The 21,826-nt window shown below is 41.0% G+C and carries 17 protein-coding genes, 2 tRNA genes and 3 rRNA genes; 9 read left to right on the top strand and 13 right to left on the bottom strand.

Going from position 1 to position 21,826, the window contains the following annotated elements:
* Positions 1-4: 4 nt before the first annotated feature.
* The 8 genes from QE404_RS18810 to rrf all read left to right on the top strand — a co-directional run bounded on the left by QE404_RS18810 (position 5) and on the right by rrf (position 8,601).
* The gene (locus QE404_RS18810) at positions 5-754 is read left to right on the top strand and encodes a hypothetical protein (protein ID WP_307453139.1); all 750 of its coding nucleotides are present in this window, start codon (positions 5-7) and stop codon (positions 752-754) included.
* A gap of 3 nt (positions 755-757) precedes the next feature.
* Positions 758-1,543, top strand: a complete 786-nt coding sequence (locus tag QE404_RS18815) for a carboxypeptidase-like regulatory domain-containing protein (RefSeq protein WP_307453140.1) — start codon at positions 758-760, stop codon at positions 1,541-1,543.
* Positions 1,544-1,615: 72 nt separating this feature from the next.
* Positions 1,616-2,350, top strand: coding sequence for an SIMPL domain-containing protein (locus tag QE404_RS18820; protein ID WP_307453142.1), 735 nt, complete (start codon positions 1,616-1,618; stop codon positions 2,348-2,350).
* A 969-nt stretch (positions 2,351-3,319) separates the two neighbouring features.
* Positions 3,320-4,836: ribosomal RNA gene (locus tag QE404_RS18825) — 16S ribosomal RNA — on the top strand.
* Between the two features lie 273 nt (positions 4,837-5,109).
* Positions 5,110-5,183: transfer RNA gene (locus QE404_RS18830), tRNA-Ile, on the top strand.
* A 98-nt stretch (positions 5,184-5,281) separates the two neighbouring features.
* A tRNA-Ala gene (locus QE404_RS18835) sits at positions 5,282-5,355 on the top strand.
* A gap of 206 nt (positions 5,356-5,561) precedes the next feature.
* A 23S ribosomal RNA gene (locus tag QE404_RS18840) occupies positions 5,562-8,314 on the top strand.
* Between the two features lie 178 nt (positions 8,315-8,492).
* Positions 8,493-8,601: ribosomal RNA gene (gene rrf, locus QE404_RS18845) — 5S ribosomal RNA — on the top strand.
* Together the 16S, 23S and 5S rRNA genes with 2 tRNA genes alongside form the textbook arrangement of a ribosomal RNA operon.
* A 429-nt stretch (positions 8,602-9,030) precedes the next feature.
* Here the strand turns inward: rrf and QE404_RS18850 are convergent.
* Genes QE404_RS18850 through QE404_RS18870 form a run of 5 tightly spaced genes read right to left on the bottom strand, consistent with a single transcriptional unit; the run spans position 9,031 to position 13,948 of the window.
* On the bottom strand, positions 9,031-9,543 hold the full coding sequence (locus QE404_RS18850) for a GNAT family N-acetyltransferase (protein WP_307453144.1): 513 nt from the start codon (positions 9,541-9,543) through the stop codon (positions 9,031-9,033).
* Between the two features lie 2 nt (positions 9,544-9,545).
* Positions 9,546-9,767, bottom strand: coding sequence for a PspC family transcriptional regulator (locus QE404_RS18855; protein WP_294207438.1), 222 nt, complete (start codon positions 9,765-9,767; stop codon positions 9,546-9,548).
* 2 nt (positions 9,768-9,769) lie between these two features.
* Positions 9,770-11,032 carry a DUF2851 family protein gene (locus tag QE404_RS18860; protein WP_307453146.1) on the bottom strand — a complete coding sequence of 421 codons (1,263 nt, stop codon included), beginning with the start codon at positions 11,030-11,032 and terminating at the stop codon, positions 9,770-9,772.
* Positions 11,033-11,058: 26 nt separating this feature from the next.
* Entirely contained in the window at positions 11,059-12,207 is a 1,149-nt protein-coding gene (bshA, locus tag QE404_RS18865; protein ID WP_307453148.1) for an N-acetyl-alpha-D-glucosaminyl L-malate synthase BshA, read from the bottom strand.
* Between the two features lie 4 nt (positions 12,208-12,211).
* On the bottom strand, positions 12,212-13,948 hold the full coding sequence (locus QE404_RS18870; RefSeq protein ID WP_307453149.1) for a glycoside hydrolase family 3 protein: 1,737 nt from the start codon (positions 13,946-13,948) through the stop codon (positions 12,212-12,214).
* A gap of 112 nt (positions 13,949-14,060) precedes the next feature.
* Here QE404_RS18870 and QE404_RS18875 point away from each other — a divergent pair, with 112 nt between their 5' ends.
* The gene (locus QE404_RS18875; RefSeq protein ID WP_307453152.1) at positions 14,061-14,585 is read left to right on the top strand and encodes a hypothetical protein; all 525 of its coding nucleotides are present in this window, start codon (positions 14,061-14,063) and stop codon (positions 14,583-14,585) included.
* A 95-nt stretch (positions 14,586-14,680) separates the two neighbouring features.
* On the opposite strand, the gene ribA is transcribed toward QE404_RS18875, so the two are convergent.
* The 8 genes from ribA to QE404_RS18915 all read right to left on the bottom strand — a co-directional run bounded on the left by ribA (position 14,681) and on the right by QE404_RS18915 (position 21,690).
* Positions 14,681-15,277: a GTP cyclohydrolase II gene (ribA, locus tag QE404_RS18880; RefSeq protein WP_307453431.1), complete on the bottom strand. Its 597-nt coding sequence runs from the start codon at positions 15,275-15,277 to the stop codon at positions 14,681-14,683.
* 18 nt (positions 15,278-15,295) lie between these two features.
* Positions 15,296-15,757, bottom strand: coding sequence for a hypothetical protein (locus tag QE404_RS18885; protein ID WP_307453154.1), 462 nt, complete (start codon positions 15,755-15,757; stop codon positions 15,296-15,298).
* The gene (locus QE404_RS18890) at positions 15,754-16,368 is read right to left on the bottom strand and encodes a DUF4254 domain-containing protein (protein ID WP_307453156.1); all 615 of its coding nucleotides are present in this window, start codon (positions 16,366-16,368) and stop codon (positions 15,754-15,756) included. Before QE404_RS18890 ends, QE404_RS18885 begins: the two co-directional genes overlap by 4 nt.
* A gap of 12 nt (positions 16,369-16,380) precedes the next feature.
* Complete coding sequence (locus tag QE404_RS18895; RefSeq protein ID WP_307454070.1) at positions 16,381-16,599, bottom strand: twin-arginine translocase TatA/TatE family subunit; 219 nt, start codon at positions 16,597-16,599, stop codon at positions 16,381-16,383.
* 30 nt (positions 16,600-16,629) lie between these two features.
* Positions 16,630-18,189, bottom strand: coding sequence for a murein hydrolase activator EnvC family protein (locus QE404_RS18900; protein ID WP_307453160.1), 1,560 nt, complete (start codon positions 18,187-18,189; stop codon positions 16,630-16,632).
* Entirely contained in the window at positions 18,186-19,028 is an 843-nt protein-coding gene (locus tag QE404_RS18905) for a DUF4292 domain-containing protein (protein WP_307453162.1), read from the bottom strand. The genes QE404_RS18900 and QE404_RS18905 overlap by 4 nt, the downstream gene beginning before the upstream one ends.
* 103 nt (positions 19,029-19,131) lie before the next feature.
* Entirely contained in the window at positions 19,132-20,148 is a 1,017-nt protein-coding gene (locus QE404_RS18910) for a sugar phosphate nucleotidyltransferase (protein ID WP_307453163.1), read from the bottom strand.
* Between the two features lie 117 nt (positions 20,149-20,265).
* Positions 20,266-21,690: a lipopolysaccharide biosynthesis protein gene (locus tag QE404_RS18915; protein WP_307453165.1), complete on the bottom strand. Its 1,425-nt coding sequence runs from the start codon at positions 21,688-21,690 to the stop codon at positions 20,266-20,268.
* Positions 21,691-21,826 lie beyond the last annotated feature (136 nt).

Consider the following 21,826-nt stretch of genomic DNA (forward strand, 5'->3'; position numbering starts at 1 on the left):
ATCCGTGAAAATTAAACTACTACTTATCTTATTGACTTTCTCTTTTATCAGTTCCCATGCACAGGATTACATTTTCGGTAAAATCATCACGGAGGACCGTGCTGAAATGCCTGATGTTACTGTTATCAATATCAGGACAGAAGAACAAGTGCTGACTAACAGAGATGGTCATTTTATGATTTCCGGGAGGCAGGGAGACGAATTACGCTTTATCAAGGCTGGTTATGAGCGCGTTTCAAGAAAGATAACTGCAGACAATATTCATGCACCGGTTAACATTACACTTATCAGAGCTGCCGAGCTAATTCAGGAGGTAGAGGTAAAGCAGGGACTCACCGGCAACCTTAGAATTGATTCCAAGAATCTTAATAAACCAAAGAAAGTTGAGAAACTGACCCGGGAAATTGACGCCTATATGGCAAAAAAGTCGGATCCAAGAATCTTGGCCCCGAGACCCGGGGAATTCGTACAGCCTGTGACTAAAGGTATTTTCACAATAGGAAAAATAAAAGATAAATGGGATGATATAGATCTGATGAATTATCTCATAAATGCTTTGGGAGAACAGTTTTTCACAGATCTCAAACTTGAAAAATCCCAGATCCAGCATTTTGTGCTCTACGTTCTGAAAAGTGGTTTTGAAAGAAGGAATATTTTGAAATACGGATATTGCAGCGATGTGGATATCAACCGGTTCAAAGGAGCTGTTTTAAATAAAATTGTATTCTACCGTAGTCCCCAAAGCACAAAATAAGCCATGAAAAGTTTGTTAACCGGATGTCTTGTTTTGATTACCACACTTCTTTCCATTGATATATTTTCTCAGCAGGTAACTGTTACAGGAGCCATCAGGGATGATAATGATAGGGAACTGGCTAATGTTACGGTTATCAATATGGCCACAGATCAGAAAACGGCTACAAATTTGGAAGGAAGGTTCTCTATACAAGCTTCGGCCAATAATGAACTGAGGTTTGTAAAGAAAGGATATGATAGGATTTCCAGAAAAGTACTGGCGGATGGTGTCAATTCGCAACTGATCATCACTATGGCTAAGCTTCCTGAAGAAATTGAAGAAGTAAAAGTACAGCCTCTGAGCGGTGATTTGTCTAAAGATGCCAGATCTCTAACAAAAGTAAATAAAGGAGAGATTGTTCAGCAATCGGTAGGGCTTCCGCAGCCGGTGGGAAAAATGAGAGAAAAGCCCACAGAAGTAAAACAGGTAGTATTACCAATGCTCTTAGGACAGCTGAATGTTCAGGGTGTCTATGACCTGATCAGCGGAAAGGCGAGAAGGCAGAAACGTCAATACCGGTATGATGATCTACAGGAAAACATCCTATGGGTTCGCAACCGGGTGGAAGATGAATATTTTGTTAAAGCTGGGATACCATCCGAACGGATCTCTGAGTTTATTGAATTTTCATTTCTCGTAAAACCCCAGATACGGACATTCGTCAAAGCCAGGAATTTATCCGGGGTATTGCTCCGAATGGAGGAGACCTTTCCTTTATATATGGAACGCCTGCGGAAGAAGGAATGATGAGAAGAAAAGCAACAGCATTCATTACGGAATAAAAATTGCTGCAATATCAATAATAAATGATCACAAATTATGAATAAAAATAGTATTTCTATTGCTATTGCATCACTGGGCTTTATTATAGGGCTTGCTATTCTGGGCAGCGCGATAAAGAACAGGAACAAGTCTGAAAATACCATTTCCGTCACAGGACTTGGCACCAAAAAATTTACTTCCGATCTGATTACCTGGTTAGGAAGCTTTTCAAAAAATAATATTGATTTAAAATCTGCTTACGACGAGCTTGCCCTTGACAGAAAGGTGATCAACGATTATCTTGTTTCAAAAGGGATCAAACAGAATGAAATTGTATTTTCATCTGTCGATATTCAAAAGCAGTTCAGGAGTTACAATGATGCCAACGGAAATTATGTGCAGGGAGAATTTTCCGGTTATAACCTGACCCAGAAAGTATCCATTGAAAGTAAGGAAGTAGCTAAAATCGAAAATCTGTCAAGGAATATTACAGAGATTATCAACCGCGGTATTGAGTTTACTTCTTCTTCACCTTCCTATTTCTATACGAAATTGGCTACTGTAAAGCAGGAAATGATTGCTGCGGCTACCAAAGATGCCCGTGAACGTGCAGAAAAAATTGCTGAAAATTCCGGAAGCAGCCTCGGGCACCTCAAAAAAGCAAGTACAGGAGTTATCCAGATTACGGCTCCCAATTCCAATGAAGATTATTCCTACGGCGGGACGTTCAATACGTCTTCCAAAGAAAAAGAAGCCAACATTACCATTAAGCTGGAATATGAAGTAGATTAGTTGAGTTTGGTCTATTGTTGTAAGTCATAAGAGATAAGTGATTCGAGTTTATTGCTGGGATATACAGATAGTTTCTTTAGATTACAGTATATAGTAGGATATTAGATATATCTTTTTTCTGATTAGTTATTATTTTCCTGGATCTATTTTTCCATTGATTCTTAGTTTTACTACTTTCCATCTTTTAAGAATATTCTGGATTGCCTTTTCTTTATTTTATACTCATAAGTAATTAATAATTGTCTGCTGGCATTTAATCATAATACCTGTGCATAATACTTGTCCATTGTCTTATCCACTACTTATGACTTACAACCTATTACTCATCACTCATCGCTTATCACTTATCTTTCATAACTCATAACTGATAACTTATCACTCATTACCTGTGTAGTGCCTCAATGTGGATAAGTATGTTATTCTTTGTAAGTAATGGTATTCCAGTGTTCTATGGGCTCTATTTTCCCACAGTGTAAAATAAATATGAACTTTATGTTAAATAAATTTGGAAGATGTAGTTAGTAGTTTCTATCTTTGCCCCACTGAAAACGAGAGTAGATCAGTAGCGCAGAAGAGCTTTTAGATAAGCGGTATCATTTTATTAGGACTACTTTAAAGAGGTGCATGTATAACGGATTATACTTTAAAAACTTTTTCAGAAAAAAGTTGCGGGGAATAAAAAGTTTTGTATCTTTGCAGTCCCCAATTGCGGGGAGCGCAGGAGTAGGTTGATAGAGTGTTAAGAGCGGGTTAAGGTTAAGAAAAAAAACTTTAAAATTTCTTTCAAAACATTTGGTCATTAAAAAATAAAGTTTTACTTTTGCACTCGCAAATACGGAATGAAACACTGACAGAAAGAAGTAGTTTTGTATAAAGCGGAAGAAATGAAGATCATTGACATACAATATAACAACCAAGTAAGGAAAAAACTAAAGCGTTAAAAAACTTTGAGTGAGTCAAGACAAACATACAATGGAGAGTTTGATCCTGGCTCAGGATGAACGCTAGCGGGAGGCCTAACACATGCAAGCCGAGCGGTATTTGTCTTTCGGGACAGAGAGAGCGGCGTACGGGTGCGGAACACGTGTGCAACCTGCCTTTATCTGGGGGATAGCCTTTCGAAAGGGAGATTAATACCCCATAATATATTGATTCGCATGGATTGATATTGAAAACTCCGGTGGATAGAGATGGGCACGCGCAAGATTAGATAGTTGGTGAGGTAACGGCTCACCAAGTCGATGATCTTTAGGGGGCCTGAGAGGGTGATCCCCCACACTGGTACTGAGACACGGACCAGACTCCTACGGGAGGCAGCAGTGAGGAATATTGGACAATGGGTTAGCGCCTGATCCAGCCATCCCGCGTGAAGGACGACGGCCCTATGGGTTGTAAACTTCTTTTGTACAGGGATAAACCTACTCTCGTGAGAGTAGCTGAAGGTACTGTACGAATAAGCACCGGCTAACTCCGTGCCAGCAGCCGCGGTAATACGGAGGGTGCAAGCGTTATCCGGATTTATTGGGTTTAAAGGGTCCGTAGGCGGATGTGTAAGTCAGTGGTGAAATCTCACAGCTTAACTGTGAAACTGCCATTGATACTGCATGTCTTGAGTAAGGTAGAAGTGGCTGGAATAAGTAGTGTAGCGGTGAAATGCATAGATATTACTTAGAACACCAATTGCGAAGGCAGGTCACTATGTCTTAACTGACGCTGATGGACGAAAGCGTGGGGAGCGAACAGGATTAGATACCCTGGTAGTCCACGCCGTAAACGATGCTAACTCGTTTTTGGGTTTTCGGATTCAGAGACTAAGCGAAAGTGATAAGTTAGCCACCTGGGGAGTACGTTCGCAAGAATGAAACTCAAAGGAATTGACGGGGGCCCGCACAAGCGGTGGATTATGTGGTTTAATTCGATGATACGCGAGGAACCTTACCAAGGCTTAAATGGGAATTGATCGGTTTAGAAATAGACCTTCCTTCGGGCAATTTTCAAGGTGCTGCATGGTTGTCGTCAGCTCGTGCCGTGAGGTGTTAGGTTAAGTCCTGCAACGAGCGCAACCCCTGTTACTAGTTGCTACCATTAAGTTGAGGACTCTAGTAAGACTGCCTACGCAAGTAGAGAGGAAGGTGGGGATGACGTCAAATCATCACGGCCCTTACGCCTTGGGCCACACACGTAATACAATGGCAGGTACAGAGGGCAGCTACACAGCGATGTGATGCGAATCTCGAAAGCCTGTCTCAGTTCGGATTGGAGTCTGCAACTCGACTCTATGAAGCTGGAATCGCTAGTAATCGCGCATCAGCCATGGCGCGGTGAATACGTTCCCGGGCCTTGTACACACCGCCCGTCAAGCCATGGAAGTCTGGGGTACCTGAAGTCGGTGACCGTAAAAGGAGCTGCCTAGGGTAAAACAGGTAACTAGGGCTAAGTCGTAACAAGGTAGCCGTACCGGAAGGTGCGGCTGGAACATCTCATTTTAGAGCGTCTTTCGGGACGATAAACAAAATTAGTGTCTTAATGACACAAGAACTTACTTAAAGTTCAAGCTTTAGTTTTTTTATTGGTTGCTATATATAATAGATGAATGATAATCGATGAGTGATGAAAACATCACTAATCAGCCATCAATTACCTATTATATAAAATATAAACCCACTAGAAATTAGTAACGGGAAAGAGATTGAGAAATGAAAGAAGGTAATGCGGTATGAAAATATCAATTATTACTGATCAATCATCACTCATAACAGAGTCTCGTAGCTCAGCTGGTTAGAGCGCTACACTGATAATGTAGAGGTCGGCAGTTCGAGCCTGCCCGAGACTACTAATTATAGGGAATTATAGATTATAAATTATAGATTTTAGAATATAACGCAAGTTTGATTTAAAATTTATAATCTAGAATTTAAAATTTCTACTAGAGGGGAATTAGCTCAGCTGGCTAGAGCGCCTGCCTTGCACGCAGGAGGTCAAGGGTTCGACTCCCTTATTCTCCACGGATTATACGAAGTACGTGAGTACAAGAGTATAATGTAAGGCGGGTAATAAAAGGATATGTGTATTCTACATAATGACGGAGCCGTCATTAATACATATTACTTGATTACTTAATTACAAGCAAAAAGATCATTGACATTAACGGTAAAGACATCACAAAGAGAAAACCGAGCACTTATAAGTGCTTGAGTAACCTAAAAATAGGAAAGAAATCGTTAAGGGCGTATGGCGGATGCCTAGGCTTTCAGAGGCGAAGAAGGACGTGGTAAGCTGCGAAAAGCTCGGGGGATTGGCACACACGAATTGATCCCGAGATGTCCGAATGGGGCAACCCGGCATGTTGAAGACATGTCACCTCTTAGGAGGAGCAAACCCGGAGAACTGAAACATCTAAGTACCCGGAGGAAAAGAAATCGAAGAGATTCCGTAAGTAGTGGCGAGCGAAAGCGGATTAGCCCAAAAGCTTTTATATGTTTAATAGAATGTTCTGGAAAGAACAGCCATAGAGGGTGATAGCCCCGTATATGAAAGGCATACATAAGTGATAAATGAGTATGGCGGGACACGTGAAATCCTGTCTGAATATGGGGGGACCATCCTCCAAGGCTAAATACTCCTGAAAGACCGATAGTGAACAAGTACTGTGAAGGAAAGGTGAAAAGCACTTCGAATAGAAGGGTGAAATAGAACCTGAAACCGTACGCCTACAAGCGGTCGGAGCAGATTAATTCTGTGACGGCGTGCCTTTTGCATAATGAGCCTACGAGTTAATTTTACTAGCGAGGTTAAGGACTTAAGGTCCGGAGCCGGAGCGAAAGCGAGTCTGAATAGGGCGCATAGTTAGTAGGATTAGACGCGAAACCTTGTGATCTACCCATGGGCAGGTTGAAGCTCTGGTAACACAGAGTGGAGGACCGAACCGGTTGACGTTGAAAAGTCTTCGGATGACCTGTGGGTAGGGGTGAAAGGCCAATCAAACTGGGAGATAGCTCGTACTCTCCGAAATGCATTTAGGTGCAGCGTCGTATATAAGTTTATTAGAGGTAGAGCTACTGATTGGATGCGGGGGTTTCATCGCCTACCAATTCCTGACAAACTCCGAATGCTAATAAATGTTCTACGGCAGTGAGGGCATGGGTGCTAAGGTCCATGTCCGAAAGGGAAAGAACCCAGACCAACAGCTAAGGTCCCTAAATATATGCTAAGTTGAAACAACGCGGTTGGACTGCATTGACAGCTAGGATGTTGGCTTGGAAGCAGCCATTCATTTAAAGAGTGCGTAACAGCTCACTAGTCGAGCGGTCCGGCATGGATAATAATCGGGCATAAGCATATTACCGAAGCTATGGGATTAATTAAATTAATCGGTAGGAGAGCATTCTATCGGCGCCGAAGCAGTATCGTGAGGTATTGTGGAGCTTATAGAAAAGAAAATGTAGGCATAAGTAACGATAAAGGGGGCGAGAAACCCCCTCACCGAAAGACTAAGGTTTCCTCAGCCATGCTAATCAGCTGAGGGTTAGTCGGGACCTAACGCGAACCCGAAAGGGGTAGTGGATGGACAATGGGTTAATATTCCCATACTTGCTCACACTAAAAAGGGGACGGTTCAATGTAGCTACTGGAGACTGACGGAATAGTCAAGGCCTAGCCTTCGGGCGAAGCTGCTGTAGTGAACTTGGATCCAAGAAAAGCCGAAGTGAAGCAACCCGTACCAAAACCGACACAGGTGGTCGAGGAGAGAATCCTAAGGTGCTCGAGTGAGTCGTGGCTAAGGAACTAGGCAAAATAGTCTCGTAACTTCGGAAGAAGAGACGCCAACAGCAATGTTGGCCGCAGTGAAGAGGCCCAGGCGACTGTTTATCAAAAACACAGGACTCTGCTAAATCGAAAGATGCTGTATAGGGTCTGACACCTGCCCGGTGCTGGAAGGTTAAGGAAGGGCGTTAGCGTAAGCGAAGCGTTTGACTGAAGCCCCAGTAAACGGCGGCCGTAACTATAACGGTCCTAAGGTAGCGAAATTCCTTGTCGGGTAAGTTCCGACCTGCACGAATGGTGTAACGATCTGGGCACTGTCTCAGCCACGAGCTCGGTGAAATTGTAGTATCGGTGAAGATGCCGATTACCCGCAATGGGACGAAAAGACCCTGTGAACCTTTACTATAACTTCGTATTGACTTTGAGTAAGTAATGTGTAGGATAGGTGGGAGGCTTTGAAGCAGGCACGCTAGTGTTTGTGGAGCCAACGTTGAAATACCACCCTTTACTTACTTGGAGCCTAACTTCTTTTAGAAGGACATTGCGTGGTGGGTAGTTTGACTGGGGTGGTCGCCTCCAAAAGAGTAACGGAGGCTTTCAAAGGTACCCTCAGCACGCTTGGTAACCGTGCGTAGAGTGTAATGGCATAAGGGTGCTTGACTGTGAGACCAACAAGTCGATCAGGTGCGAAAGCAGGACATAGTGATCCGGTGGTTCCGTATGGAAGGGCCATCGCTCATAGGATAAAAGGTACTCCGGGGATAACAGGCTAGTCTCCCCCAATGAGCTCACATCGACGGGGAGGTTCGGCACCTCGATGTCGGCTCGTCACATCCTGGGGCTGGAGAAGGTCCCAAGGGTTGGGCTGTTCGCCCATTAAAGTGGCACGCGAGCTGGGTTCAGAACGTCGTGAGACAGTTCGGTCTCTATCTATTGCGGGCGTTAGATGTTTGAGAGGGCTTGATTCTAGTACGAGAGGACCGAATTGAACAAACCTCTGGTGTATCAGTTGTACCGCCAGGTGCACCGCTGAGTAGCTATGTTTGGAAGAGATAAACACTGAAAGCATATAAGTGTGAAACTCGCCTCAAGATGAGACATCTTTTAAGGGTCGTGGGAGATGACCACGTTGATAGGCTACAGGTGTAAAGTTGGTAACAGCATAGCCGAGTAGTACTAATTACCCGTAGATTTATAGCCTATTCATAAGTAATGAGTAATAGGTAATGAGCAATCATGCTTATCATAACTTAGCTTAAGTATTTATAAGTGCGCTACTGGTTTTGCCTTTGTGATGAAATTTACCGATAAAAAGCAGTATGCTTTATGCTGTAAGCCTTATGCTTATAGCCTACTGCCTACAGCTATATACAACCTTTAGGGTGGTTTTAGCGGTGGGGCTCACCTGTTCCCATTCCGAACACAGAAGTTAAGCCCACCAGCGCCGATGGTACTGCGACAAGCGGGAGAGTAGGTCGCCGCCAGTTTTTTTTAAACCTCATACAGCAATGTGTGAGGTTTTTTTGTGCCCTGAAGTCAGGGAGGACAAAAGAGCCAAGAGCCAAGACACAAGAATCAAGAGTCAAGAACCAGGACTCTACTCTATGATCTAAAGAGAAGGTTAGATAGTAGTTAACCGGATTCAGGAGAAATAGATATTGATGTCTGTACTTCCTGAATTGAGAAGAATGATTTAAGAAAGATAAATAATAAATAGAAAGATGTTAGTAAAATCCTCTTCTACATCCTACAATCACCCACTATACTTATTACCCATTACTTATTACTCATAACTCATAACTAATAACTCTAAGACCCTAACACTCTCCGACTCTCAAACTCTATCTCACTCAAACCCTAAAACAAAAAAAATCCCAAAACTTCCGTCCTGGGATTGCTCTTTTATCAATGAGATACTAATGGTAGACAATATCATAAATCTCATCTTTGGTTTCCTGAACATTGGCAGGAATATAATTGGCCAGCAGCCAAAGGTTGAGGGATTTTTTTCCTTCTCCGTAGCTCGGCTGTACATACATTTCATCAATAAGATTAAAGCCATTGCGCTGATAGAAAGAATAGCGCCGCTTAGCGTCTTCTCCCAGGCTTTCAGGCTCAATTTCAAGGATAATCCTCGGATGGTTCTTGAATAGGTAATCTGTGATTTTAGAGCCTAATTTCTGGTTTCTGAATTCAGAGAAAACTTCAAAGTGTTCCACAAAAACAAAATTACTCAGCTCCCATAAAATCAGGTAGCCGACATTATCGGTTTCGTGCAGTACGGATATTACTTTAACTGTGGGATGCGGGAAAAGGCTGACAAATTTATACCAGTCTCTTCGCTCATCTTCAGGAAATGAGGAAGAATAGGATTCGTAAATTTTTTTTGCCCGGTAATCATCGGGAGAAGTGACATGCAAAAATTCCATACTTATAAATCAAAAACACCTGGTCTTCTGGTAATGAAAATATCTTTAATCCATAATGTAAAGGCCAGTCCTACATAGATCAGGAAAAAAAAACCGGCAGTGGCAAAAGTGGAATAAATAAAAAATACTCTGAGTTTAGAGACTGGGATGCCCAGTTTAGCACCGGTCCTCGTTAATACTCCGAACCATTCTCTTTCCATTTTATGACGAATATTATCAAGCATTTCTACAATCCTTTTAACAGTTTAAATCCGATACTGCAATTTAAGCAATTTTTTTCTTCACAATAATTTTTATAATGAAAAATAAGGCTTTGGCTTTCCAGAGCGGTATGCACCGGTACACCTAGCTTTTTCCACTGTTCTATAACCGAATTATTTTCAGCAGGTAACTGATGGTATAATGTTAGGATTTGATCTGCCGTTTCTTCATGATGATATCTGTTGTAGATATATTTTAGCGGAAGTATGGTATTCAGTATAATTAGGTTTATAAATTCATCGCTTAGTGTTTTAGGATATGTAATCTCTGTGGGTTTGGCAAAATTAAACTGGGTATCCCAGTAGTCTGATGCCTTTACTGAAGAAAGTAAATCATAAATGGGATTCACCTGATCTGTAAAGATCAGTTTTGAAAACAAGTTCTGCTGTCCGTAGAGACTGGCCAGTTGTGATAAACGGATGGTAGGAAAATTAGGTGGACGTAAGCGCAGGAATTTTGGGCGGAATACAATTTCAGGAATTTTAAATTTAACCTTTAGAAAGTCAAATTCTCTTCTCCAGGTGTGCATCATTTCATCCTTAGGCCGATCCAGCCATCCTGCAATACCAAACAGCAGGGCTTCCATCTGCATCCTGTTCTGCCGGATCTTCTGAATGACAGAAAAATCTACGCTTTCAGCTATAGTCCTGAAAACAGCCGCATTTACCTTCAGCCCGAAAGAATAAGCCAGGTTATGGAATAGTATTGCTTCAAAATTATTTTTGTAGCGCTCCAGGCTGACCTCAGCTTCCTCGGCCTTTTTCTGCAGCTTTTTCAGTATATTTTCATCATGGAAATTTACCGGGATATCCTTTGCACTTAAAATATTCTCACAGGCTATGAATTGCTTTCCGTTAAGTTGTTGCGAATATTTCCTTACGATCTCATCATCAATGTAATTCTTAAGCTCAAGAGTAGGGATATTATTGTTTCTGAGCTCTTGTATGTCAGTATCATGATGGAGGACAGCATGCAGAATGATATTTTTATAGTTAGGATCCTGGGAATGCTGGTGGAAGATCCAGTCTGAAGATTTAATGTGCAGTTCGACATGGCCGGCGAGTGTAATATTCCCGAATTTAATTTTAGCATTCAGAAAATCCGGCCCGGAATCTGAATTCCAAGTTCCGAAACTGATGATATCAACGGGATTTCCTTCAATATCCTTGAAGTCAAAATGTCTGAAAACCTTATGGTTCCAAAGATATTGAAGTAATTTTTCCGTCATGAGTGTAACACAAATATAGCAAAATGCTATGCTTTGGTCAACTCCTTTCTGAAATTTTCTATGGTTGTTCTATACATTTCTTCATAGATAGGAAGAATGTTTTTCAGATCAAACTTTATGGCCTGTTCTTTCGCATTTTGCTTCATTTTGGCTAAAAGGTCATCATTACTCAACAGCTTGATGGTGTAGTTGCTCATGGCTTCCACATTACCGATTTCCGCCAAATATCCTGTTTCTCCCTGAATATTTACTTCAGGAATTCCACCAGCATTGGAGCTGATTACCGGCGTATAGGCAGCCATCGCTTCCAGGGCAGCTAATCCAAAACTTTCCTGCTCGGATGGCAGCAAAAATACATCTGAAAGCTGGAGAATTCTATACAGGTCATTCACTTTACCAAGAAGACGGATTTTAGAAATCAGTTCCGGATTTTCTTCCAGAAACTGGTTCACTTTTTCCATATCAGGGCCTTCTCCAATAATGATCAGCCTGGATTTGACCTTTTTCTGAACACTTTTGAAAATCTGGAGTACTTCACTGATCCGCTTAACAGGACGCAGGTTGGATACATGGATAAGTATCTTTTCATCCGGATTGGCAAACTGGCTTCTTTGGCAATCAGAATGCCCGTCAAATTCAGAATTATCAATAAAATTGGTAATCACCTGAATATCTTTTTTAATATTGAAAAACTGTAGCGTATCTTTTTTCAGGCTTTCGGAAACTGAAGTAATGGCATCCGACTGGTTGATGGAAAATTCCACAGCATGCTTATAGCTCGGATGTTGTCCTACAAGGGTAATATCGGTCCCGTGGAGCGTAGTTACCAATGGAATGTCATTATCATCCTCCTTGAGCATCTGCTTGGCTGTAAATGCTGCATAAGCATAAGGAATGGCATAATGGGCATGCAGGAGGTCCAGCTTGTACAGATTAACCACACGGTAGATCATGGAGCTTAATGCGATATCATAGGGCTGATACTGAAAAAGCGGATAAGTCTGAACATTGACCCGGTGGAAAAAAATATTGGGGTTAGTGATATCCAGCCGGGCAGGAAGGGCAGAGCTTATGAAATGTACTTCATAGCCTTTGTTGGCGAGTGACATTCCCAGTTCTGTAGCTACAATTCCGCTTCCTCCGTAGGTGGGATAGCAAAGTATGCCTATTTTCATGAATTTATAGTTGTTTTGATGTTGTAAATGTAGTTTTACCGAATGCCGATACTGGTTGCGTTGGCTGCAAATCTATTCCAAGGCCTGCTTCTAGCCTGTCATTTACCAATACCGGCAGCCTACCTGATATCTTTGTCACTCCCTTAAGAGCTCTTGCAGTAGCGGTCATGGAATCATCATTGTTTTCATAAGAGACCAGAACAGTGGAAACCTTTGAAAGATCGATATCTTTCAATGCATACGGACTTCCGAAAACATTTAGGATAACCGGATGGTTTTTGCTGAGCTCCGCTAAAATCCTTTTAGATTCTGCTGATATTTTGTACGGTTTGTAAGCGGTGGAATTATCCTTATGGAATCCTACCATAACCGTTGAATGCGCTGGAATAGAATTGATTTCATCGGCTCTTTTTACAATGACGGAAGAGCCCATCTCCTGCACAAAAGTCTGGTAAGGAGCTTCTTCCAGCGGAACGTAATACACCTGCTTGCTGGCAATCGGGAGCAGTTTTTTTTCGTCTTTCAAAAGTGTAAGAGCGTTAGAATATAAATTCTGTACCAGTAGTCTGTGTGAATCATTATTCAGGTCATGGTTGATATTTTCAGGATTCACCGGAGTGTACCGGGAAAGGTCCAGGAAATATTTGGTCAGGAGAATTTTCTTGACACTTTCCTCCACCCGGGATTGCGGGATTTCCCCATTATCAATAGCTTTCTGAATGAGCCTTTTTCCTTCGGCAACGCCTTGGGAAAAGAGCATAATATCATTACCGGCCCCAAATGCTAAGGCATCCAATTCACCAGGTTTATATTTGTTGGCCACAGCACCCATGTTCAGAGCATCGGTAATAATAAGGCCTTTATATCCCAACTGTTGTTTCAGGATGCCCGTTACAATACTTTTAGAAATAGAGGCCGGAATTCCTTTTCCTGATTCAAGGCTGGGAACATACAAATGGGCTACCATTACACCGCCAATGCCCTTATTCATTAAAGCTTTAAAAGGGGCCAGTTCAACGGTATTCAGCCGCTCTAAGGAATGGGAAACCACCGGAAGATCCAGATGGGAATCTGTACTGGTATCTCCGTGTCCGGGAAAGTGTTTGATAGCGGCTAAGACCTGATGATCCTGAAGGCCGCTCGCGTAAGGCAATGCTGAACTGATAACATTATTAACATCCGAGCCGAAGCTACGGTTACCGATGATCGGATTGTCTGGATTGGTATTCACATCCACCACCGGAGCAAAATCCCAGTTTATTCCCATTCTGCGGCAGTCTTCAGCTATTTTTGAAGCCATACTATAGATCAGGCTTTTATCCTGAATAGCCCCTAACGTCATAGCCCATGGAAATTTATGAGCAGCAGCAATCCTCTGGTATATACCCCATTCTGCATCCATGCCGATCATAAGAGGGATTCTGGATTTCTGTTGGAATTCATTTACAAGGCTGATTTCCCGTACTGCATCATCCTGCATCAGGATCAGCCCTCCGATTTTATCATTGATAACAATGTTTCTTACCTGGCTGATATGGTTTTCATCTTTATTGGTGTACAAAGCAACAATAAAAAGCTGTCCAAGCTTTTCATCTTGGGAAAGAGAACGATACGTAGCATCAACCCATTGGTGTGCCTTGTCCATCTCTGTCTTAGAGATATTTTTCGGCGTGTATTGTGAAGATACTCGGATAGTAATCAGTAAAAAAAGAAAAAATAAAGTACCTGCAGAATTCTTCATAATGATCGAATAAGAACAAAAATACAATTAAAAAATCAGGTTACATATGTTTTTAAGTTTTTTGGTATATGTTTTGAATATGCCATATCAATAATAATTAAACTTTTTTGCAATGAAAAAATTAATCCCTCTATTCTTACTGGCTTTCATCAGTTTCTTTGTGTATAGTTGCGATAATAATGATGATCCTGTACAGACTCAGGATAATGACACTATCGCACAGATGAAAGACATTACCGGAACATTTTCCAGTTCAGGTGGATATACCATCTCTCAGGGGTTGAATATCCTGAACACCGATGTGGTATTGGTATACAGAAATATAAACTCAAACACAAGTTCTTCAGCCATCTGGCAGTTATTACCCAAAACTTTTTATTTATCGAATAACAGAGAATTGGATTATAACTTTATCTTCAATTCTCAGAATGTAGATATTACAACGCAGGCTAATTTTGATCAATCAACAATGACTTCAGCCGAAGCGAATAAATATCTGATCAATCAGAATTTCAGAATTGTATTGGTACCGGCTAATGCAGGTAAAAACTCACAGCTGGATTATAACGATTATAACAGCGTGATCAAGTTTTATCATATTGATGAATCTAAAGTAGTTAAAATAAAAGTTAACTAACAACGATATATCTTTTCAGTTTTTTATAATTAAAAAAGCTCCGGAATTTACATTCCGGAGCTTTTGCTTTATATTTTAATTCTTCTTGATTAATATTAATTATCATTGTCATCCAGCAGGTGACCGAAATAATCTTTTTTTGTTTTCAGATATCCCTCACTAATCTCATTAGCCGGAATCCGTAACGGGATTCTGGAATGAAGAAGAATATTGCTTTCTGTTACATATTTTACCTTTTCAGGATTGTTTGTAAGAAGATTTACTTCTTTAACGCCCAGGATATTCAATATTTCAATTGCTACGGCAAAATTCCTGTCATCGGCAGGAAGACCCAGCTTAAGGTTGGCCTCAACCGTATCGAAGCCCTGTTCCTGCAATGAGTAAGCTTTAAGCTTATTGATAATGCCTATGTTTCTTCCTTCCTGGCGAAGATAAACGATAACTCCGCCGTGCTCATGGATATATTTCATGGCAGCATCCAGCTGCTGGCCACATTCGCATTTTTTGGAATGAAATACTTCTCCTGTGATGCATTCGGAATGAAAGCGTACGTTTACAGGTTTTGTGAAATCTGTATTTTCAGCAATAATAGCCATATGAGGCATCCAGTCATTTTCATTTTCAGAGAAGGCAAGCATACGGAAAGTGCCATATTCTGTAGGAACATTGGCTTCTGCTTGTATTTTAATCATCATGAACGGTAAAGTTTTTTAATTGGATTTTATAGAATCTTCGATCACGGAAATATTGGTTTTAAGACGTACAAGGTAGCGGTTAAGCACTTCATTGTCATCTTCATTAAGCGTTTTCCTGAGCCTCTGTACTTTTTTGTAGGATTTCTCGAAGTTTTTTACCGCTTTCTTTTTTCCTGTGATATTATCAGCATCAATGGCGAAAAGATAGTTCTGAAGACTGTATTTAAGAGCAGTAATCTCATTATCCAGTGCCGTATTCTTAAAAGTAGGAAAAGTAGAGATCATATTAGAAATTTCGGAGGCATTAACGTTATCACGGATGTTAATATCAATGCTTTTTTCAAGACCATGGTCTGAGCCAGACCCTTTGGAATCACTGTAGAAGCTGTTTGACAACGGTGAAAAGTTGAGTTTTTCCGTTGCACAGGATGATGTCAGTGCCGTTATTGTTATACCGAAAAAAAATAATCGTCTCATTTTTGCTGCCCCTTTTGATACAGGATTGGGTTAAGACTCTCATCGTTATACATCTTCATTTGTTTGTATACCTTCATCTTAACGTCACCGTTCTCAATATCAGCAAGCAACTGATCTATAGAAGTGCAGAGATCTTCTTTCTGAGCCATAAGGACATCCAGTTTAGCCTGGCATTGTGCTCTGTGCTCGTCTGAAGCCGATGCTCTGTTGGCTTCTAATGACATATGATAAACCTTTAAAGCAAGTATAGATAAACGGTCTATGGCCCACGCCGGGGTCTCCGTATTAAGTTTTGCCGCAGGTTTAGGAATTATATTTTCATACTTTTTCAGGAACCAGCTGTCTATAAATTCCACAAGGTCAGTTCTGTGCTGATTGGAGGAATCTATCCTTCTTTTTAGCTGAAGGGCTTCAGCCGGATCAATATTTTCATCTCTAATTATATCTTCCAAATGCCATTGAACGGTATCAATCCAGTTCTTTGCATACAAAATTCGTTCCAAACTGTCTTTTGGGAACGTATTATTAATTAGAGTGTTAACATCGTCATATGCATGGTAATCTTCAATAGAAGTATTGAAGATGTTCCAGGCAGTTTCTGTGAAATTCATTAATGAGGAAACTTAGTTGGTAGGGGTAGAAGAGGAATTGTTGTTCGTTGAAGAAGTCTTGTCAGAAGCTGGTTTGTCTTCTTCTTTTACTGCATCTTTAAATTCTTTAATACCGGAACCTACACCTCTCATCAATTCAGGAATCTTTTTACCTCCGAAAAGTAGAACCAAAATTAATACTACGATAAGTATATGCTGCCAGGACAGGGATAACATTGTTAATGTGTTCATCTTAATTTTTTTTACAAAGTTAATCTTTTTTTAGTAAGAAACCCAACCTAACGGATCAACCGGAGTACTTCCGCTCCATACCTGAAAATCAAGGGTATAAGATCCGTCAAAATCCTGTCCTACAGTCCCTACAGGCGTGCCTGCAGAAACCTGCTGGCCTTTGGAGACATTTACGCTTCCTAGGTTTGAATATATGGTAAAATAGGTTCCGTGTTTTACGATGACAGTTTTGGTTCCGTCATTATTGGCCAATACCGAGGAAACTGATCCCGGGAAGACACACTTGGCCCGTGTACCGGCGGGAACGGAGATTTTAATCCCATTATTTTCCTCAACAATATTTTTGAATACCGGATGGGGCTGCCTTCCGAATCGGTGGGTAATCTGTCCTTTATCAACAGGAAAACCTAACCTTCCTCTGTTTTCCGCAAAATTATTTCCGGCTGCAGTGGAAACTCCGAAATTCGTCATAGCCTTGGATTCCGCTGCTTTCTTGTCGTCTTCTTTTCTCTTTTCAAGCGCTGCTTCAGCTGCTCTGGCTGCTGCCAATTTATCCGATGCCAACTTTGCCTTCGCTGCTGCTTCATCGGAAGCTTTTTTAGCCGCTACTTTTCTTGCTTCATCTCTTGAGCTGGCCTCTGCTCTGCTAGCTTCTTCCGTTCTTTTTCTCTCTTCTTCGGCTCTTCTTGCGGCCAGTTCCGTTGCTTTTCTTGCTTCTGCTTCAGCAGCAAGGCGCTCTCTTTCCAATGCTTCAGCTCTTGCCCTGGCTTCAGCTTCTATTCTTGCTTTTTCTCTTTCGGCTGCAATTTTTGCAAGACGGATTTTTTCAGCTTCCGCCTTTCTTTTTGCCTCTTCCTCAGCTTTAGCCCTGCGGATTTCCTCAGCAATGATCGCTCTGATCTGTCCTTCCAGTGCTTTAGACTGAGCCTGTTTCTGCTTTAGTTCTCCTGTCAGTTTGGTTTCGTTCTTTTTAAATTCTGCTACCAACTGTTCCTTCTGAGCCCTTTCGGCATTAATAGTAGTCAAATCCTTTTGCTGGTTGACCAGAAGCATTTCTTTGTCTCGTACAGATTTCTGCTTTTGTGCAATGGTATTTTTGATCTGATTGGCAGCACGGGTGATTTCTGCCGCTTTTTTATCCTGATAATCGGAGTACTGCTTAAGATACTGAACTCTTCTGATGGCTTCCCCCATATTTTTAGCAGATAGAATAAAGGTCACCTTATTCTGTACACCCTTATTTTTATAGGCATTTACAAGCACTTCAGCATAGTTTTTCCTGAGCACTGCAAGTTCCCTGTTCTGCCGGTTGATTTCCAGCTGGCGCAGGTAAATATCATCTTCTATAAATCTCTTTTCTTTCTGCGTATTGCTGTAAACCTTTTCTCTTAAAACGAGTTTTTTGTTAACATTGGTAAGGTAGGCGATCGAAAGCTTGGATTCATTTCTAGTTTTCGCCAGATCCGTATTTATTTGTGCAATTTGTTTTTTAAGTTCAGCATTCTGTTTCTGCAGCTGTTCTTTGTCCTTTTGCCCATAATGCAATCCAAACAGCAGAATACCTATTAAAAAGCTAAATTTTTTGATCATTTAATCTCGATTTTCTTATAATTAGCTGGAACTGAATAAGCTGTTTCCATCTTAGAAAAATCAAATTTCGTATTTTCCAGCATAATCTGGCTGGTTTTTGATCCTTTTATAATTATTTTAACATTTTTTGGTAAACGTAATCCGTTATACTCATCCCAGTTGCTGTAAGAAATTTGTAATTCATCCGGCGAAAGAACGTCTTTAAGCTCTACATTCAAAAGATCGTAATTTTGATCATATTGCAAACTGATTTTATACTCACGTTTTTTTTCAGCGGTAGTAATCTTCTGGTTGGTATTGGAAACCATTTTGTAGCCCTGGGCATTTTTAGTCAGGGTGAACTGGGAATCATTGATTTTCATAAAGGTCCTTCCCATTAGAATCCGCTGGAGTGCCTGGTAGTCTATAAAGTTAACGTTCAGTAAGTTGTTCAGGTATTCAAAATCAGAATCAATATAGGATTTGTTGGTCCTGTCCAGGCCTTTGATACCTTCCGGTGTGGCAATTCCCCTGGCGACATTAATGAACAGCGCTGAAAGATTCATCCATACCTTTTGGTTATTTTCTATATAGATGGTGGCATCAAGCGTAGGAATAAAACTTCCGGTTTCCACATTCACTTTACTGTTGATCTTTACCTGATCGAATTTAGGCGGAACGAGGACATGTTCAAAGAAAGTGAGTTTATCCCTTACAGGCTCATTGACATCCTTAGGATTATCGTTATGGGTATATACTGCGGTACTGTCATTGATGTTGGTGTTTTTACGGGCAGCATTCCTGGTTTTGCAGGATGATACGGCCAACAATACAAATAACAGGGGGATCCATCTTTTCATGTACGGGTCTTTATAGATTAAAGTAAAACTTTGCAATATTAACGCCAAACCACACAAAATGTTTTGTGTGGTTTGGGTAATCTTTAAACAGTAAGCACTGCTGTTATTTCGACAGGAAGTCCAGGACAGAATAATCTCCCAACGAAATTTCCCTTGCTACACCAAAGTACTGTGCAGAATTTCCGATCATCGAGTTGGAAAGGTTACCGTGATTGATCTGTGTATTTTCCTGGATCAGTGAGTTTTCAATATTGGAATTAATAACCACTGTATTGTTTCCCAAAGAAACTCCGGGACCCACCTTTGAATTGGAGATCTTTACATTTTCACCAATAAAGCAAGGCGGAATGATCAGCGAATTTTCAATCTGTGCGGAAGCAGGATGGTGTGCCATGGCATCTTTTTCATAGGCCAGGATTTTGCTGTTGGTTTCTACAGTGGCATTTTTATTCCCGCAGTCCATCCAGTCGTTTACTTTTCCCAGAGTGAATTTGGCGCCTTTAGACCTGAGGTTTTCCAAAGCCGTCGTCAGTTGGTATTCTCCGCCGTTTTTAATATCATGTTCCATGATATAGTTGATTTCACTCATCAGTTTTTCGGCACTGTTAAAATAATAGATCCCGATAATAGCCAGGTCTGAAACGTAAGTTTTCGGCTTTTCTACAAAGTCAGTGATGAATCCGTAATTATCCAGTTTCACAACCCCGAATGCGGAGGGATCTTCCACACTTTTTACCCAGATGACACCATCTGAATTCTTATCCAGCTGGAAATCTGCCCGGAAGAGTGTATCAGCAAAGGCAATAACAACATCACCGGTCATTGATTGCTCGGCACATTTAATCGCATGTGCGGTTCCCAGCGGGTCATTCTGATAATATATGCTTCCTTTTGCTCCTAATTTCTCAGCAATCTGAATAAGCGATTTTTCAATCTCAGCTCCGAAATCACCGATAATAAAAGCTACTTCATCTATTTTTTCGCCGGCAACCTTTGCAATATCTTCTACAAGCCTCTGTACAATCGGCTTTCCTGCAATAGGGATTAGCGGTTTTGGGACCGTTAATGTATGGGGACGCAATCTTGAACCTCGTCCTGCCATAGGAACTATAATTTTCATAAACGATACAGTAAGTTTTTTTTAGCTAATTAATTTGGTGTAAAGATAAGAATAATACCTTCCAAGTGGTATATATTGCATATGATATATAACCGGATGGTGAAACAGCATTTTTTGTTATCCTCTTTTTCTGACCCTGGAAAGCAGCATATCTTTTTCGCTGTAGATCAGAATACCTGCATACACAAGGAACATCAGGTTACCGATCCAGAAATTATAGCTGAAAATATACATGATGAGAAAACTGAATACTATCAGCAGACCAATGAACAGAGTCATTTTTTTGATCCTGTAAGGAATCGGATAATACTTTTGTCCGAGCAGATAAGACGTCACCATCATGACGAAATAGGCTATAAATGTTACCCAGGCGGAAACCATAAAACCATATTTTTTCAGAAAGACAAGATTCAGTGAAATTGTAATGATAGCGCCCAGCCAGGAAATCACTGTTCCTACACGGGTCCTGTCTGTCACTTTATACCAGGTGGAAAAATTATAGTAGATCCCGAAACAGAGATTGGCTACTACAATAATGGGGATGATGTCAACGGCTGTCCAGTATGTGCTGTTAGGAATAAGGATCTGTTTCAGCCAAGAGATATTGGCAATAATTCCCATGGCAACCGTTGAAGCAAAGAAAGTAAAGTATTCTGTTACCTTTGCATACGTGTTTTTAGCATTTTCATTATTCATCTGCTTGAAAAAGAACGGTTCAATGCCCATCCTGTAAGCGGTGACAAAAAGCGTCATCAGTACGGCGAGTTTATAGCAGCCACCGTATGCGCCGGCATCTTCTCCCGGAATGTACCAGATCTGTATGGCTTTGTCAAAGTTTTCGTTCACCATAAAAGCCAGCCCGGCAATCATGACCGGCCAGGAGTACCGGATCATTTTCCTGAAGAGATCTGCAGAGAACTGAAGCCTTACCTTCATGATGACCGGCAAAAGCAGGATGAACCCTAAAAAACTTGCTGCTAAATTGCTGTAGAACGGGAAAGAAACTTTTTCTTTCAATCCTAATCCTTGCGAAACATGGAGCGGGATATAAAGAAACAGTGCAATGGTAATTACAGTCTGGAATAAAGACTGCAAAACCCTTACAAGAGAATATTTTATAGGCTTGTTGTTATAGCGCAGCCATGCAAATGGAATGACACAGAGATTATCAAAAAAGGCAATCCAGGCAAACCAGCGGATGTATTCCGGATTCGAGGAATATTCTAAAGTATCGGCGATAGGCTGGCTGAAAAGCAGGCAGGACAGCAGGAAAATGGTGGAAAGCCCAAACAGGAACCAGAAAGAGGTATTAAAAGTAGTTTTCTGCTGGTCCTTCTCGGATGAAAACCGGAAAAATGCGGTTTCAAAACCAAAAGAAAGCATGATATTTACAAAAGAAATCAGGGCATACAGGTTGGAAAATATTGCAAAATCCCTGCTGTCGATCTGGTCGATATATAAAGGGTTAAGGATAAACAAGATGACTCTCGGCATGATGGCTCCGATTCCATAAATGATCGTCTCGTTGAGCAGTTTTTTCAAAACGTGAAATTTTATGCAAATGTATATATTTACAAATTGATTTTTCAGGAGGCCTGTTAAAATTCATCTATAAACCTTACTTTTGCTCTTGGCCGGATCTTAGCGATCAGAAGTTAGAATAAACAGGGTCTGAAAA

Source organism: Chryseobacterium camelliae (assembly GCF_030818575.1).
Lineage (GTDB): Bacteria > Bacteroidota > Bacteroidia > Flavobacteriales > Weeksellaceae > Chryseobacterium > Chryseobacterium camelliae_A.